General features: G+C 37.4%; 13 protein-coding genes. 4 read left to right on the forward strand and 9 right to left on the reverse strand.

Annotated features, from left to right (window positions below):
• Window positions 1-163: 163 nt before the first annotated feature.
• The gene (locus NBX03_RS08430; protein WP_250227349.1) at window positions 164-1549 is read left to right on the forward strand and encodes a recombinase family protein; all 1386 of its coding nucleotides are present in this window, start codon (window positions 164-166) and stop codon (window positions 1547-1549) included.
• Here the strand turns inward: NBX03_RS08430 and NBX03_RS08435 are convergent.
• Entirely contained in the window at window positions 1537-2541 is a 1005-nt protein-coding gene (locus NBX03_RS08435; protein ID WP_250227350.1) for a UDP-N-acetylglucosamine 1-carboxyvinyltransferase, read from the reverse strand. The two genes, NBX03_RS08430 and NBX03_RS08435, sit on opposite strands and share 13 nt — an antisense overlap.
• A 492-nt stretch (window positions 2542-3033) precedes the next feature.
• On the opposite strand from NBX03_RS08435, the gene NBX03_RS08440 reads away from it, so the two are divergent.
• Entirely contained in the window at window positions 3034-4950 is a 1917-nt protein-coding gene (locus NBX03_RS08440) for a methyl-accepting chemotaxis protein (RefSeq protein WP_250227351.1), read from the forward strand.
• A 211-nt stretch (window positions 4951-5161) separates the two neighbouring features.
• On the opposite strand, the gene NBX03_RS08445 is transcribed toward NBX03_RS08440, so the two are convergent.
• Window positions 5162-5422 carry an HPr family phosphocarrier protein gene (locus NBX03_RS08445; protein ID WP_250227352.1) on the reverse strand — a complete coding sequence of 87 codons (261 nt, stop codon included), beginning with the start codon at window positions 5420-5422 and terminating at the stop codon, window positions 5162-5164.
• A 641-nt stretch (window positions 5423-6063) separates the two neighbouring features.
• On the opposite strand from NBX03_RS08445, the gene NBX03_RS08450 reads away from it, so the two are divergent.
• Window positions 6064-6939, forward strand: coding sequence for a YitT family protein (locus NBX03_RS08450; protein ID WP_250227353.1), 876 nt, complete (start codon window positions 6064-6066; stop codon window positions 6937-6939).
• A 323-nt stretch (window positions 6940-7262) separates the two neighbouring features.
• On the opposite strand, the gene NBX03_RS08455 is transcribed toward NBX03_RS08450, so the two are convergent.
• From NBX03_RS08455 to NBX03_RS08475, 5 genes are all read right to left on the reverse strand, one after another.
• On the reverse strand, window positions 7263-7691 hold the full coding sequence (locus NBX03_RS08455) for a VOC family protein (protein WP_330638307.1): 429 nt from the start codon (window positions 7689-7691) through the stop codon (window positions 7263-7265).
• A gap of 259 nt (window positions 7692-7950) precedes the next feature.
• Entirely contained in the window at window positions 7951-9360 is a 1410-nt protein-coding gene (locus NBX03_RS08460; RefSeq protein WP_250227354.1) for an oxaloacetate decarboxylase subunit alpha, read from the reverse strand.
• A gap of 34 nt (window positions 9361-9394) precedes the next feature.
• Window positions 9395-9778 carry a biotin/lipoyl-containing protein gene (locus NBX03_RS08465; protein WP_250227355.1) on the reverse strand — a complete coding sequence of 128 codons (384 nt, stop codon included), beginning with the start codon at window positions 9776-9778 and terminating at the stop codon, window positions 9395-9397.
• 24 nt (window positions 9779-9802) lie between these two features.
• Window positions 9803-10150, reverse strand: a complete 348-nt coding sequence (locus NBX03_RS08470; protein ID WP_250227356.1) for an OadG family protein — start codon at window positions 10148-10150, stop codon at window positions 9803-9805.
• Between the two features lie 11 nt (window positions 10151-10161).
• Entirely contained in the window at window positions 10162-11502 is a 1341-nt protein-coding gene (locus tag NBX03_RS08475) for a carboxyl transferase domain-containing protein (RefSeq protein WP_250227357.1), read from the reverse strand.
• Between the two features lie 214 nt (window positions 11503-11716).
• Between NBX03_RS08475 and NBX03_RS08480 the strand changes: the two genes are divergently transcribed.
• Window positions 11717-12634 carry a LysR family transcriptional regulator gene (locus NBX03_RS08480; RefSeq protein WP_250227358.1) on the forward strand — a complete coding sequence of 306 codons (918 nt, stop codon included), beginning with the start codon at window positions 11717-11719 and terminating at the stop codon, window positions 12632-12634.
• Window positions 12635-12957: 323 nt separating this feature from the next.
• On the opposite strand, the gene NBX03_RS08485 is transcribed toward NBX03_RS08480, so the two are convergent.
• Both NBX03_RS08485 and NBX03_RS08490 read right to left on the reverse strand, forming a co-directional pair.
• Entirely contained in the window at window positions 12958-13668 is a 711-nt protein-coding gene (locus NBX03_RS08485) for a pseudouridine synthase (RefSeq protein ID WP_330638308.1), read from the reverse strand.
• A 277-nt stretch (window positions 13669-13945) separates the two neighbouring features.
• Window positions 13946-15106 carry a D-alanyl-D-alanine carboxypeptidase family protein gene (locus NBX03_RS08490; protein WP_250227359.1) on the reverse strand — a complete coding sequence of 387 codons (1161 nt, stop codon included), beginning with the start codon at window positions 15104-15106 and terminating at the stop codon, window positions 13946-13948.
• Between the last annotated feature and the right edge of the window lie 722 nt (window positions 15107-15828).

Raw genomic sequence — 15828 nt, forward strand, 5'->3', positions numbered from 1 at the left:
AGAGGGACGTGGATTGAAATTCGCTTTTTTATTGCCCAAAAGCTATTATGCCTGACGCCCATCTGAGAAAGATAAATCGAAACAAAAAAATAATTAAACTAACAATCATAAAAGAATATAAAAACCTAGCCGGAATAAATATATAAGGGGGTGATTAAGACAGATGATAGACTGCGCCTTATATGTACGTAACAGCACCGATAAGCAAGAGCACTCCGCAGAAAATCAAAAAGAGGTATTAACGGAGTATGCTAAAAAGAATAAATATAATATTGTAAAAACCTATGCCGACGAAGGCATTTCCGGCACAAGGGCAGAAAAACGGCCTAATTTTATGCAGATGATTGAGGATAGCGCTTCCGGCTTATTTAGTGCTGTGTTGATTTTTGACAGCAGCCGTTTTGCTAGAAATCTGCAAGAAAGCCTTGTATATAAATCCATTTTAAAAAATAACAATGTAAAATTAGTTTCTATTACAGAACCAAATCTTGATGATGAATCTGCCCTGCTCACCGACGCCCTTCTTGGAGCCATGAATGAAATGTTTTCTATTAAGCTTTCAAAAAACGTAATCAGGGGTATGGAATATATGGCCCAAAACGGGGAATTTCCTGTTCCGCCGCCATATGGATATGTAAAAATAAATGGTGTAATGACCGTTGTCGAAAAGGAAGCAAAGCTTGTTAGAAAGATTTATGAAATGTACCTTGAAAGGCCCGTATATCATGCTGTCACCGTTGCTATTAATGAGGAAGGATATACCACTCGTAAAGGGTATAAATGGGCTTCAAGAGATATAAAACGTATTGTAACGAATCCTGCTTACATCGGCTATATCCGATATAGGGGCAAAGATTATAAAGGTACGCATGAGCCTATTATTACAGAGGAGTTGTATGACAAAGTGCAGAAGATAATAAAAAATATGCCAAAAAGGCAAATGCGCCCGGCAAACACAGTAAAACACTGGCTGTCTGGGCTGCTTAAGTGCAGTAAATGCGGGGCTACCCTCGTTTGCATAACGCCTAAAAAAGGCGGCCCCTTTTTCCGTTGTCATTCTCAGGCCGTCGGTAAATGCGATGTTTCAAACTTTACCCCTGTACATATGGCCGAACGAATAATCATTTCAGCTCTTCAAGAATTATCTGCGTCCAGTAACATCAATATGGAGTATTTAAACTACACCCTAAAGGCGGCCAATGCAGATAAGAAAACGTCCCTTGAAGAAGCTCTTAAAAAACTGGAAGCAAGACTTGAACGCCATAAAGAAGCCTACGCCCTCGGCGTGGACACCATAGAAGAATATAAGGCAAATAAAGAAATATGCGATAAAGACATACAGACTGTAAAATTAAATTTAGCATCCCTTAAGATTGATGACATTGAGGGAAAGCTTGCTGCATTACAAAAAAATTCCGCTGAATTTTTACAAAGCTTAAAAAATGACGGATTATCCATAGAGGCTAAAAACATAGCCGCAAAAGCAATTATAAGCAAAATCGAAATAGACCGGAAAACCAATGAATTTAGGATTTTTTATTTTTTATAAATATACTTACCTTTCCAGCATTCCGGAAATCCCGGATGGGGATGGGTCCTCAGCCTTTCTAGGGCTTTAAGTCTTTCCGGGGCATCAAGATATATTATATTTTTTTCTATTGTAATATCGCAGCCGGCTTCAATAAGCTTCGAGGTAATTGGGTAAAGATGTTGGGGAACAACGTTATTAAGGAGTATATTGCCCTTTGTTATTGCCGCTGCTACGAGATAGGTTCCGGCTACAATCCTGTCAGGCATTACAGTATATTCAACCTCATGAAGGTTTTTAACACCCTTGATTATAATATTATCCGTTCCCGCTCCGCTGATATTTGCCCCCATTGCATTTAAGAAGTTTTGCATATCGGCTATTTCAGGCTCTTTGGCGGCATTGCCTATAATAGTCGTTCCTTCTGCCAAGGCTGCCGTAAGCATAATATTTTCAGTCGCCCCTACACTTGGAAAATCAAGGTCTATACGCGCACCTTTTAACTTCGTAGCTTTACATACGATAAAGCCGTTTTCTTCTATGATTTCCGCTCCAAGCTGACGTATTCCCTTTAAATGCAGGTCAATGGGTCTCGCTCCAAGCTCGCACCCTCCCGGATAAGAAATTCTAACGTTTTTGAACCTGCCAAGAATTCCTCCTAAAAATATTATGGAAGATCTCATTTCTCTTACAGGTTCTACAGGTACTTCCCAGTTTCCTGCATTTCTTGAATCAACAATAATCGTGTTTTTGTCTACTTTTACTTCGCAGCCTATAGCTTTTAAAATATTAATTGCCACATAAGTATCTGATATTCTCGGGCAATTGTGTATCACACTAATATTCCCGTTAAGTACTGCTGCTGCCAAAATCGGCAAAATAGCATTTTTCCCCCCGGCAATACTTATTTCTCCGCTGATTTTATTGCCGCCATAAATATGGTACTCACCCAAAATTGCCACCTCCAAATAAAGCATGCTTATATTAATAAATAAGCTAAATAAAAGCGGCATCTTAACCCCCTCATGTTAATATGCCTCTCCTTCACCATGTTTTATATTATGCTGTAATTATTTGAACTGTGACAGTAATAAACAACTTGTCTCACATCATATATATAGATTAGGATTGTATTTGAACACTTTTTTAGGTTTGCCTCCAAATATCCAATTATTTTCAAAAAAATCCCGCGCTAATCCTGTTCTAAAGGCCTCTGTAAGCCCACCTCCAAATAAAATTTACATAAAAGCAATACCATTTGATTTCCCTCATAGGCTTTGCCTAAATCAAAGGAGAATATTGTTTTTATTGGCAAGAAAAGCCTTTAGAGCATTGGATACGCCCCTGCCTTTTAAGACAGGGGCTTTTTATGTGTTTCTTATGAATTCAAAAACCTCCAACAATTTTATAAATGGCTTTTAATATAATGACTATTAAGGGAACGTTCATCCGAAAACACTTTTTCAGGTGAACTAAGTATATATAATATTTTCTGGAGGTTTGTTATGAAAATTAAATATAAAATTATATTAGGCTTTGTCTTAGTCTTTATACTAAGTTCATTAATAAACGCATATTCCATAATTTCTTTAAATAATTTAAAGAATATTAAGGAATTAAGCGATAATCATCATAAAGCCTATCTTGAAGTCAATCAGGCTATTGCAAATCATCAAGTATGGAAATTAAGCCTTAAAATATCCGTTTTGTCCGGTAAAGATTTTCCCTATGATACGAATATAGAAAACAGTCCTTTAAAGAGCATATTTAAAGGAGATATGGAAGTATTTAAAACAGAAAGCGAGGATAATATAATAAAAGAGCTTGAAGCCTCCAATATAAATATGTATCTGACAGCCGCGGAGGTTCTTTCAGCGCTTCAAAAAGGCAATTCCAGTAAGGCTCTTTCCCTTTTTGAAGAAGGCATAACGCCGGAATATGAGAAAATACTTGAAGGCCTGCAAACCATAGAAAAGGAAGCCAAGGTTAAACTAGATACATATTTAAGTGATATTGACGGAACCATCAATAATAAGCTTAAAATCACCATAGTCTCCATAAGCCTGCAAATAGCAGTGCTGACCTTTGCCATATATTACATTACAAAATCCATAACCGACCCCCTTGAAGAGCTTTATAAAGCAACCACAGATATTTCCAAAGGCAATTTTGATATTGAGCTTCAATATAAAAGCAATGATGAAATCGGTCACGTTTTTCAAGGCTTTAAAAACTTAAATGAAGTATTTAAAAACATGTCCCGCGATATTCAGACTTTAATCACGAATCACAAGGAAGGCCATATCGACGCCAGAACCGATTCCAGTGCATATGAAGGGCAATGGAAAATAATAATAGACGAAATTAATCTGCTTCTTCTTACATTAAGCGAGCCTATTTCCGAAGCCCTTAATGTTTTAGAGGATATGTCCGTAGGAAATCTTAGTTCAACTGTACAGGGAGATTACAAAGGAAAGTTTAACGACATAAAAGTAGCTGTTAATAAAACCTCTGCAAATATTACGTCTTACATAAAAGAAATAAGCTCCGTTTTAGAAAAAATGTCAAACGGAGATTTGTCCGTTGAGATAACGAGAAATTATGTTGGGGATTTTTCTCTCATTAAAGAATCTATAAATAAAATTATCTACTCTATGAGACAGATTTCAGGAGAAATAAAAAGAGCGTCTCTGCAGCTCTTAGACGGAGCCGAAAGCATCTCCCAAAGCAGCATCGCCTTGGCAGACGGAACGGCAAAGCAGGCAAACTCTATAAATGAAATAAGCATCTCCATAGAAGCCGTAAATAAGCAGGCTTTAAATAATGCAAAGCAAGCCCTTAGCGCCAAAAATATAGCTGAAAATTCCATGAAAGGCGCAATCGTAAGCAATGAAGAAATGCAGAATCTAAAAAAAGCCATGAAGGACATTGAAGATGCGTCAAGCAATATTTCTAAGGTAATCGAAGTCATTGAAAGCATATCCTTCCAAATCAATATCCTTGCCTTAAACGCCGCCGTAGAAGCAGCAAGGGCCGGTGTGCACGGAAAAGGCTTTGCCGTCGTTGCCGAGGAAGTTCGAAGCCTCGCAGGCAGAAGCCAGAAGGCCACCCATGATACTTCCGTGTTTATAAATACTTCCGCTGAAAAAGTAAAGCATGGTATAGAAATATCCAACGAAACCATAAATTCTCTTAAAAATATCCTTGAAGACGTGAAAAACGTTTCGGATATCGTATCTGAAATCGCTGACTTTTCACAAATTCAGGCAGACTCTATTTCAAGCATAACATCTGAAATAGGCCACATTTCAGATGTTATACAAAATAATTCGGCCCAATCCCAGCAGACGGCCGCCGCTGCGGAAGAGCTTAACAGCCAGGCTGAAATATTAAATACAACTACGTCATTTTTTAAATCATAGAACAAAATATAAATTTGCTTTGCAAATAGGGATTTTTTTATAGAAATCCTGGCCCGCTGCTTTCTAAGTTCACAGAGTATCTTTGAACCCCGTGCCTGTTTTCTAAGGCCTACCCTTTTGTATTAATAAATAAGCTCAGGCCCGCCGGATAAAAAGGCAGTCCTGAGCTTTATAGTCTTATTCTGTCTATATGGAAACCATATATAAAATATTAATCGGTAAAGGATTCTATAAGTTCCTTTATGGCATTGGCCGCTTCAACTTCATCGCTTCCTTCGGCTTCTAAGGTTACAACGCTTCCTGATTTAATTCCGGCGGCTAACACACTTATGATGCTTTTTATATCAGCTTGTTTTCCATTGTAGTGGATAATGAGCTTACTGGAAAACTTCTGGGCTTTCCCTACAAGCTGAGCGGCCGGGCGTGCATGAAGCCCTGTTGCATTATTAACGGATATCTCTACACTATACATATTAATCCTCCTATCAACCGGTTAAGAAGCAAGCCTTTTGGATTAAATATTTGGCACTGCACCGGCAATTTTTTATTATAAATATACATGAATCTATACTTTATCATGTTTCATATGAAATATACCATAAAAGTTTATGATATGGCAATAAGAAACACCTAATATCTTTAAAAGGATTTCCCTATAAATAATATTTATGCAATCCTTGCTTTATCATATGCCTAGAAATATTTTTATATTTATTTATTAAGAATATTCGTTTTTTGCCTTTATGAAGCTTTCTCATTGACAAGGTTCAATATATAAACTAAAATTATATAGGCTATTTGCTTTATTGCTTTTAAAGAGTTTGAAAGCAATCATTTCCTTTGAAAATTTAATAGAAATTTTAAGGTTCAAATGTGTAATAAAATTTATATATTTGATTAAAATGGAACGGGGTTCAAAGCCCCACGAACTGGTCACTGTGAAGCCCTTTATAGGGATAAGTCAGATACATGCCTTAAAGTTTTTAAACTGCTGTTGCCAGTACAACAGACAGCAGGATTTAGGCATTTTTGTGCCTGTTCCTGCTGTGTAAATTTACAGCAGGTTTTTTTATTTCTCATTATTAAGTCAAATTTTATGAAAAGAGGAAGAAAATGAATACTGAGAAAAAACTTATAACTGCCGAGACTTTAAAAAACTTTTTAACAATCAATCTGGGGATATTTATTTTGGCAATCGGAATACATGTATTTAAAAATCCGAATAAGTTTGCCTTAGGCGGAATCAGCGGCCTGTCTATCATAGCAAGCTACTTTTTTCCGAATCAGCCTATAGGAATCATTATGATGTTTATCAATGTATTTGTGCTTCTAATGTCCTTTCTGTTTTTAGGGAAAGAAGCAACAGTTAAATCCGTTTACGGCTCCATAGCCCTTTCATTTTTTGTATGGATTATGGAAATAGCCATGCCCATAGAAAGCCCTATGACGAATCAGAAGCTTCTGGAGCTTTTATACGGCGTGTTTCTCCCGGGCATAGGAACGGCTATCGTATTCTTTTCAGGTGCCACAACCGGGGGAACCGATATCATCGCTAAAATTATACATAAATACTTTAAAATAAGAATAAGTCTAAGTCTTCTGATATCCGATATTTTTATAGCACTTACGGCAGGGCTTTTATTCGGTATGGAAGCCTGCCTCTTTTCCATACTTGGTGTATGCCTGAAATCCTTTGTTCTTGATACCTTCCTTGAAAGCTTGCAGGTATTTAAAATCATGACTATAATCTCAACCAAGTCTGAAGAAATAAAAGAATTCATACTTATCGAGCTTCATAGAGGTGCGACAACCCATGAAGCACGAGGCGCATTTGGCGATAAGACTAAAAAGGAAGTTATTACTACAGTTTTAAATAGATGGCAGGCAGCAAAGCTAAGAGATTATATTCATAAAATTGACCCTCAGGCATTTATTACCATAACAAATTCCTATCAGATTATCGGAAGGGGATTTAATCTTTCAAATTAATTAATAACAAAAAAGGCTGCGGATATGCTCTAGCCTCAAAAAAGTTCTATTGAATTATTTTTATAGTCAATTTATTGCTATATACAAAGCAATAAATTTGTCTGTATGGGTATAGGGAAGCATCACATCAGGAGAATGCATAATAGCAGCCAGTGAGTGCTGTTATGGTAAGTGTGGCTGCTATTTGTGCAAATCCTCCAGTATGCTTATACTATGTGTTTATGGCAAAAATATGTAAGCAGCCCAGTGGTATTGATTATGTTTTAATAACAATATCGGTAAAATGTCCATCGAGCCCGCATTTACAGAAATATCATGACGTTCTATAACAATCCAAAATGGGCGCTCTCAAAAATTGATTTCATTTGACATAAGCAAAAAGGGTGTCCGGCGGGGTCAAACATAACCCTCCAATCATCGGAAAATTGCTCGGCTGCCACTGTTGCTCCGCAATGGACTGCATGTTGAACTGCTTTTTCCAAATCATTAACGGCGAAATCCATATGCGCCATTTGCTGTTGAGCTCCAGGCTCTTCCGGCCACACAGGCGGTTTATACTCAGGATTCCGTTGAAACAATATACAAGGATACGTCCCCTGATGCGTTCCCGGAGCACCTACGCATGCCCATTCTTCATCATGAAACGGTATTTCCCACTTGAGTAACGCCCCATAGAATTTTGCTAATTCATGAGGGTCCTTGCAATCCACCGTAAACGAGTACATTTTGATTTTGAATTCATCATCTATCACACTAACACCTCCAAATATAAATACGATACAATAATCTTACCATATTCTTTTTATGAAACAAAGCAAACATTATGATTTACTTCACAAGTTTCTTACCTTATATATTTCACTTTATTATGGTGAAATAATAAAAGCCTAGTAGATATACAGTTTTATTACATCTACCTTTAAATTTGCTATACGCTGCTCTAACTTATTTCAGCAATATCCATCACGTAAAAAAGGCTGGGGAAATCCCCAGCCTTTGATTGATATTTTTTTAAACCGGATAAACTTTATTTTCCTTATCCATTAACTCAGGATCGATTTTATACTTTTGAGCCTGCCTGAATTTAAAGAAATCCACGGCAACCTTAGGGAAAAGCGCATAGCTTAATACGTCTTCGTCCTGTTCCTTATATTCTTTCATTTCTTCTTCAAATTTCTTAAGGCCCGGTTCAAGCATATCAGAAGGCTTCTTATCCGTAGGAATTTCGTCTCCTATAATAAGCTTGCGTATTTCATCCTTTATGGGCACAGGTGTTTTTCCGTATAATCCTCTTACGATATCCTTGGTTTCATTTGTAACTACTTTATATCTTTGGCCTGAAATTACGTTCATAACTGCCTGTGTACCTACAATTTGGCTTGTAGGCGTAACAAGGGGAGGATAGCCTAAATCGGCCCGAACCCTCGGTATTTCAGCTAAAACCTCATTGTATTTATCCTCTGCCTTCATGTCTTTCAGCTGAGAAACAAGGTTTGAAAGCATTCCCCCGGGAACCTGATATAAAAGCGTGTTAATGTCAACGGTAAGCACCTTTGTGCTTAAAAGGCCGCTTGCAAGAGCCTTTTCACGGATTGGCGCAAAGAAGCTTGTGATTTCGTTTAAGCTTTCAGGCTTAATGCCCGTGTCGTAAGGCGTATCCTTAAGGGCCGCAACCATAACTTCCGTCGCAGGCTGGCTTGTTCCAAGAGCAAAGGGAGACATAGCCGTATCAATAATATCCGCCCCTGCTTCTATGGCCTTCATATAAGACATAGAGGCAACGCCGCTTGTATAGTGGCTGTGTATTTCAATGGGAAGGTCCGTAATTTCTCTAATGCCTTTTACCATTTCATAAGCAGCCTTAGGCAGTATAAGGCCTGCCATATCCTTTATACAGATAGAGTCCGCACCCATATCCACAAGCTGTCTTGCAAGGTTCATATAATACTCGTGGGTATGAACATCACTTAAAGTATAGCTTATGCAAAGCTGGGCATGGCTGTTTACTTTTTTAACTGCTTTAACGGAGGATTCAAGGTTTCTCACATCGTTTAAAGCATCGAATATTCTTAATATATCAATTCCGTTTTCAACGGATTTATATACGAATTCTTCAACCACATCGTCCGGGTATGCTTTATAGCCAAGGATATTCTGGCCTCTGAAAAGCATTTGAAGCTTTGAATTTTTACATATTTTACGAAAAGTCCGAAGTCTTTCCCATGGGTCTTCCTTCAAAAATCTCAAGCAGGAGTCGAAGGTTGCCCCGCCCCATACTTCAAGGGCATAAAGGCCTATATTATCCATTTTTTCTATGATAGGATACATATCATCCATAGACATTCTGGTAGCAATCAAAGACTGCTGCCCGTCTCTTAAAGTCGTATCCATTATTTTAACCGGTCTTTTTATATCGCTCATTATTTTCCTCCTATTTCAATGGGAAATAAACGCACTAATTCAATGTAATTATAACATCGCCTGTGGTCACGGAAGTGCCTGGAGTAACATCGATAGATGCAACTACGCCTGCCATAGGAGCAACGATTTCATTTTCCATTTTCATGGCTTCAAGTATGGCTATAACCTGATGCTCAGATACACTGTCCCCTACCTTAACCTTAAGGCTTAATATGGTTCCCGGCATAGGAGCCTCAACCTTATTTGCGCCTTTGCTTCCTGAAGATACAGGTGCCGGAGCCTCCGCTTTGGATGCAGCAGGCGCTGCCTGTACAGGAGCCGCCGCAGGAATAGAAACATGGGGAACCGCCTGTCCGTTTACTTCTTCTATCGTAACATTATATTCATTTCCGTTCACATTTACCTTATAGCTCTTCATTATCATTAATCCTCCGTATCCAAATTAAAGTTTTTTATGGGATTCGTATCTTGCAGTCCTTGCCCAATTGCTTTCTCTTCTTCTATGGCGTTCGAGAACAGGTGCTACTGCGGAGCCAAGAAGCGTAAAATTATCCCTTTGCTTATCTTCTTCATAGCAATGAAGGGCAACTGCGATAGCAGCAGCGATTTCGTTTTCCGTATCAGAAATTACAGCGGCTGTATTTAAAGGCGCGGGGGCGTTTACAGTTACAGCCGGCTCCTTTTTTGAAGGAGAAGACACAGCTTCTTCCTTTTTTCTTTTGTTTAAAAAGTATATTACAACGATGGCCGCAAATGCAGCAATAACATAATAAATCGTATTATCACCCATATTTTCAACTCCTAGAATACTATACTGCCGTGCTTTTTAGGATGCTTAAACACTCTTTTTGTAAATAAGATTTCAACAGCAGCAATGATTTTTCTTCTGGTTTCTGAAGGCTCGATAATATCGTCAATAAAGCCCTTTTTCAAAGCGTCTGCCAAAAGATTCGGAGAATCAGAAAAAACCTTTTCGGCGGAAGCAGGGTCAAAAAGGGAAATATTTGAATTCTCCCAGGCATATAAAATATCTGCACCGGAATACTTTGAATTCATTACCATATAAGGGCTTCCTGCACCGTTATTCACAATGATATTAATTTTAGGAACGGAAGAATTGGAAAAAGCGTATATCAGGCTTGCGCTGTCAGAAATTACGCTAAGCTCGTCTGAAAAACTTTCTCCATAAGCAGTAACATTTGTTAAAGTAACAATCGGGATATTAAAGGCATCGCAAAATGATATGAATTTTACGGCCTTCTTAATAGCAGCAGAGCTTAAAGGGCCGTTATTGGCGATTATGCCTGTGCTGAAGCCGTCAAAGCGGGAAAATCCTGTTATGATTTCTTTGGCATAGCCTTTCTTTATTTCAAGAAAATCACGGTTATCAGATATGGTTTCAATAATCTTATAAATATCATCGGGAGAAATGGCATTAAGCTCATTATCCTGCCTGAATGCATCATCATTTCCTACGATTATAGGAGTGTCTTCTAAATTGTTTCCAGGTAAATAACTTAACATCGCCTTAACGCTGTTAATGCACTCTGCTTCGCTTTCCCCTGAGAAATCAGCAACGCCTGTGTTATCATAATGATATTTTCCGCTGAAAAGCACGCCTTCTTTAAACTGCTTTACTTCTTTAAAAGAATTGGGGCTTCTCATAAAGATTTTAGCGTCATTTTTAACCGATACATAATCGCTTAAGCCGCATGTAATAGAAGCAGTACCCATGCAGTCGCCTAAAACGATGCTTATCTGTGGAATAACACCGCTTGCATCAGACATTATTTTATAGATAATACCGTAAGCTTCAAGGGTCTCCACTGCATTTTCAAGCTCCATTCCGTTGGAGTCAAGAAGCCCTACTACAGGGGCGCCCATCGTGAGGGCAAGTCTATATATATTCTCAAGCTTCTTTGCCTGAGTTAAGCTAACAGAACCATATTGGCAATATACATAAACTATTCTTCCGTCGATTGTTCCGCTGCCTGTAAGGATATTTGAGCCTTCGGCATACACTCCTATTTCCGAGAAGCTGTCGTTATCCACAAGCTGAAAAAGTCTCGATAAGGCTTTAGCGCGGCTTTTATCGTCGCTGAGCTGGGATTTTAAATCTTTGATTGTGTTAAGATTGCCCATAGTATTCCTCCAATATTCTCTCTTGCTAAATTATTGTGCATATTATTCGGTAAATAACATGCAAATTATAGTTTTTATATGAAATAAACTATTAATTTCAGTTGTCAGTTTATAAATTTTATTGTACTATTATAAATATAATAATTCTAATATTATTTTCTATATATAATATATAAGCATTAGATTATAACTTTTTATATTCGGAGGTCTAAAAATGGATTTTAAGCAGTTTGAATACGTGCTGATGGTAGCCGAGGAGAAAAACTTTTCCAAAGCCGCTAAAAAACTATATATTTCCCAACCTTCCCTAAGCCAGTTTATAGGAAGAGTAGAGGCAAATTTAGGGGTCACCCTTTTTAACCGCAACTCAAATCCTTTAAGCCTTACATATGAGGGGCAATTATACGTTGAAACGGCAAAAAAAATTATGCTTCTCTCAAACGAAATGACAAGAGCCTTTGATGACGTAAAAAATCTGAAGCAGGGAAGCATTAACATAGGCATAACCCCTTCAAAGGCAAATCACCCTCTTCCAATGATTCTTCCCGTTTATAAGAAGCAATATCCTAATATAAAAATATTTATAACAGAAGCATCCTCTCCGGAGCTTGAACAGATGATCATAAACGGAAGCGTTGATATATCTATAATGAACCTCCCCATTGCGTCGGATCAAATAGCCTATGAGCCCATTGTTGATGAAAGAATATTTATTGCCGCCCCTCCGAATCAAAATATACTTCCTGAAAAACAATTTGAAACCATAGATATCCATACATTGAAGGACGAGCTTTTCATTCTCCTGCATCCCGGCATGAGGCTGAGGCAAATTACGGATAAGCTTTTTAACGAGGCCGGAATAAAGCCCAATATTCTCCTTGAAACAAAAAGCATAGATACATCCATACGTATAACCGCTGCGGGCCTTGGCTACACCTTTGCGCCCGAATCCACAGCGCTTTATTCAGGGCTCGAAAACCTACCAAAATATTATGTAGTGGCAGATCCGCCTCTTAAATGGACCCTTGCCATAGCTTACAAGGCAGATTCTTATATCTCAAAAGCGGCTCAGGCCTTTTCGGAAGTGGTTAAAAATGTATATAAAGAAGTATACCCTTCTTTAAAGTGTTAAATAAATAACAGCCAAAACCCTTGCATCTTTATATTTAATGAAATAAATATATAAAAGACGATTTAAGCGCCTGAAAATAAAAGGAGCAAAATCGTCTTTTTAAATGCCTCATATTATTTTCTTAACCGGCCCGATACGTGATATTATATTAAATTTCTTATAAAGAAGTAACAAAGACCTATGCACTATAAACTTAAAAACATGGATTTCCTTTGGAAACGGTATATTTTTGACTCTATGTAAATATACGGTTTTGTTACTGTTTTACTTTAAATTGACTGTAATCATACTTTATTATCTGCCGTTTATGCCTTATGCGCAGATTAAATCCGTTTAAGGTATCCGATTTCCTTTTGTGAAAGGGATCTGTATTCCCCTTCCTTTATATTAGAAAGAACTATTTCTCCTATGGCAGTCCTTTTAAGCTCTATCACAAAATGCCCTATGGCTTCACACATTCTTCTTACCTGCCGATTTTTGCCTTCTCTTATCTTTATTTCCAAAACAGCATTTGGCCCTTTTGTTTCAATTATTTTCACCTTCGCGGGGGCTGTAGTAAATTCCTCAAGCTTGATGCCTTTTTTTAGCTTATCAAGCTTATCATTGGAAGGAATGCCTCTTACCAAAGCCACATAAGTCTTTTCGACATTATGTTTAGGATGCGTAAGTTTATATGTAAGCTCACCGTCATTTGTAATAATTAAGAGCCCGCTGGTATCATAATCAAGCCTTCCCACGGGGAAAAGCCTGTTTTCTGTATCTATCAGTTCCAGGATGCTTTTTCTTCCGAATTGGTCCTTTACAGTAGTAATATAACCCTTGGGTTTATGAAGGAGCAGATACTCAAGCTCTTCCGATTTTTTTACTTCCTTATTATTAAATAATACGACATCCTTACTTTCATCAATTTTAAGTCCAAGCTCCGTAACGGTAGCTCCGTTTACTTTAACTTTCCCTTCTTTTATAAGCTCCTCGGCCTTGCGCCTTGAAGCAATACCGCTGTCGGCTAAAAATTTTTGAAGCCTTATAAGCATATTTATCCTCCTGAATGAAATAAGCCAAGAATCAGTTTAAAGAAGTAACAAAAGGATATCCTTTTGTTACTTCTTATTATAATAAAAAGTCACGAACTTAGAAAGTGACGATTATGGTAAATTTCAAATTAAACAGTAATAAAAATCGTATGTTTTGAATGGCTTAACATAGGGGTTTTATATGTTTAAGCCGTTTATGAAAAATAGATTTTTATTACATCCTTGGGTGAAATTTACTATAGATTGCAAAACAGTCCAAATTCCATCGTAAGATTAATTATACATCCTCTGGCGTTAACTCGCTTCCGGCCATATTAAGCCAGTTGGTTATAATCTTTTTAATTGATGTTTCAAAGTCATGCCTTTCTGCTGATTCAGTGGTTTTAATATCAATCTGTTTAATCAGTTCATTGCCAAGATATATATTAGCATAACCTAAAACCTCATCTTTAGCAACAGGGGCTTCAATTGTCAAAGGAATATCAATGTCTATGTGAATTGCATTCTTTTCTTCCTCTGTAATAGGAATTGTAAAGTCCTCTGTAATATAAAGGCCGATGTCTTCTTTTCTTGACCTTGTTACATTTACTTTATCAGAAATAACCCCTTCCTTTATAATATTCTCATAATGATATTTTTCAAATCCATAACTTAATATTCTTTTGGTATCAATCCATTTCTGTTCTTTCCCCTGGGTGCCCCAGCCGCTGGCAAGAACGACGGAAATCAGCTGCATATCCCCTCTTTTGGCTGAACCTACGAAGCAATGGCCGGCTTTTCCTGTAAATCCCGTTTTTACTCCGTTGGCTCCCTGGAATTCATTCAGCAGCCTATTTTTATTATACAAATCATATGACCGCAAATTGCTTTTCGCCGTATACGAAGATGTGTTTATTATTTCATTAAATTTTTCGTTTTTAAGAGCATAACTTGTAATCAAAGCCAAGTCATAGGCTGTCGAATGGTGGTCCCCTGCGTCAAGGCCGTTTGGGGTTTCAAAGACCGTATCCTTTGCGCCAAGGCTTTTTGCCTTTTCAGTCATTTGATTGCAAAAGGACGCTACGTCTCCTGAAATATGCTCGGCTATGGCAACTGCCGAATCGTTATAAGATTGAAGCATAAGCGCATAAAGCAAATCCCTTAAAGTAATTTCTTCACCGGCAGATAAATGCATTTTAACCTCCGGTGCTAAAGCGGCCTTTTTCGAAACGGTAACTTTGTCGTCAAGGTTTCCGTTTTCCAAGGCTACTATTGCAGTCATTATTTTAGTGGTTGAAGCCATGGCCAAAGGCGCTTTGGAATTTTTCTCCCATAATACCCTTCCCGTTTCAAAATCCATTAATATTGCTCCATGGGCGGATACTTTTATTTCTTCTTCCGCAAATGCAGTAAGCGGCAGAAGGATTGCCAATATAAAAGAAAAAATTATTTTTTTCATAAAATCCCCTCAAATCTTTTTATTAATAAGCATCTTTTATAGTGAATTCAAAGTGAAACAGTAACAAAACCGTATATTCACGCAAACTCAAAATATACTGTTTCCGAAGAAAATCTATATTTTTGAGTCTATAGTAAATAGTTTCTTGTTACTTCTTTATGAGAAACTTACTATATAAATAAAAATAAATTCCTATATATTCTTAGCGGTATTGAATTCAAATATGCAAATAAAGCAAAACAACTTTAAGGCAGTAACAAAAACCTATTTTCATAAGCGGCTTAAATATATAAAGACGCTATATTTAGGCCATTCATAGTCAACAAACTTGAAAAGAAGATTTCCGACTATAAAAGAATGTATAGTAAATTTGCTTTTCTTCCGCAGTGAGGAACGGGCTCCAAGAAGTCATAAAATCAAGGAAAAGCAAGTTTACAACCCTACTGTTTTACTTTCATTCGAGTATAAATCTGAAACACTTTTAAAGTAACTGTAAGTTCGAGGAAAAAAACAGAAATGTTGGATGCTCTTTGAGTGTTTTTAATGAAAAAATTACTTTTTCAGGCGAAATAAACTAAGATTTGGCGTTTCAAAACATGCTGTACTGTTATTAACTTTTTTCACTATAATAAACAAAATCATGACCACCCTTAAAAGGGTGGTTTGAGCTAGGCCTGTAAGGCCTTGTTACCGGCCAGCATCTCAAGATGCTAGCTTTCACT

The sequence above is a fragment of the Anaeropeptidivorans aminofermentans genome (assembly GCF_940670685.1).
GTDB classification, from domain to species: domain Bacteria; phylum Bacillota; class Clostridia; order Lachnospirales; family UBA5962; genus Anaeropeptidivorans; species Anaeropeptidivorans aminofermentans.

Coding starts and splice junctions, on each gene's coding strand:
- NBX03_RS08440 (WP_250227351.1), top strand. CDS start 3,034: ATGAAAATTAAATATAAAATTATATTAGGCTTTGTCTTAGTCTTTATA.
- NBX03_RS08435 (WP_250227350.1), bottom strand. CDS start 2,541: ATGCCGCTTTTATTTAGCTTATTTATTAATATAAGCATGCTTTATTTG.
- NBX03_RS08450 (WP_250227353.1), top strand. CDS start 6,064: ATGAATACTGAGAAAAAACTTATAACTGCCGAGACTTTAAAAAACTTT.
- NBX03_RS08475 (WP_250227357.1), bottom strand. CDS start 11,502: ATGGGCAATCTTAACACAATCAAAGATTTAAAATCCCAGCTCAGCGAC.
- NBX03_RS08480 (WP_250227358.1), top strand. CDS start 11,717: ATGGATTTTAAGCAGTTTGAATACGTGCTGATGGTAGCCGAGGAGAAA.
- NBX03_RS08445 (WP_250227352.1), bottom strand. CDS start 5,422: ATGTATAGTGTAGAGATATCCGTTAATAATGCAACAGGGCTTCATGCA.
- NBX03_RS08485 (WP_330638308.1), bottom strand. CDS start 13,668: ATGCTTATAAGGCTTCAAAAATTTTTAGCCGACAGCGGTATTGCTTCA.
- NBX03_RS08465 (WP_250227355.1), bottom strand. CDS start 9,778: ATGAAGAGCTATAAGGTAAATGTGAACGGAAATGAATATAATGTTACG.
- NBX03_RS08470 (WP_250227356.1), bottom strand. CDS start 10,150: ATGGGTGATAATACGATTTATTATGTTATTGCTGCATTTGCGGCCATC.
- NBX03_RS08460 (WP_250227354.1), bottom strand. CDS start 9,360: ATGAGCGATATAAAAAGACCGGTTAAAATAATGGATACGACTTTAAGA.
- NBX03_RS08430 (WP_250227349.1), top strand. CDS start 164: ATGATAGACTGCGCCTTATATGTACGTAACAGCACCGATAAGCAAGAG.
- NBX03_RS08490 (WP_250227359.1), bottom strand. CDS start 15,106: ATGAAAAAAATAATTTTTTCTTTTATATTGGCAATCCTTCTGCCGCTT.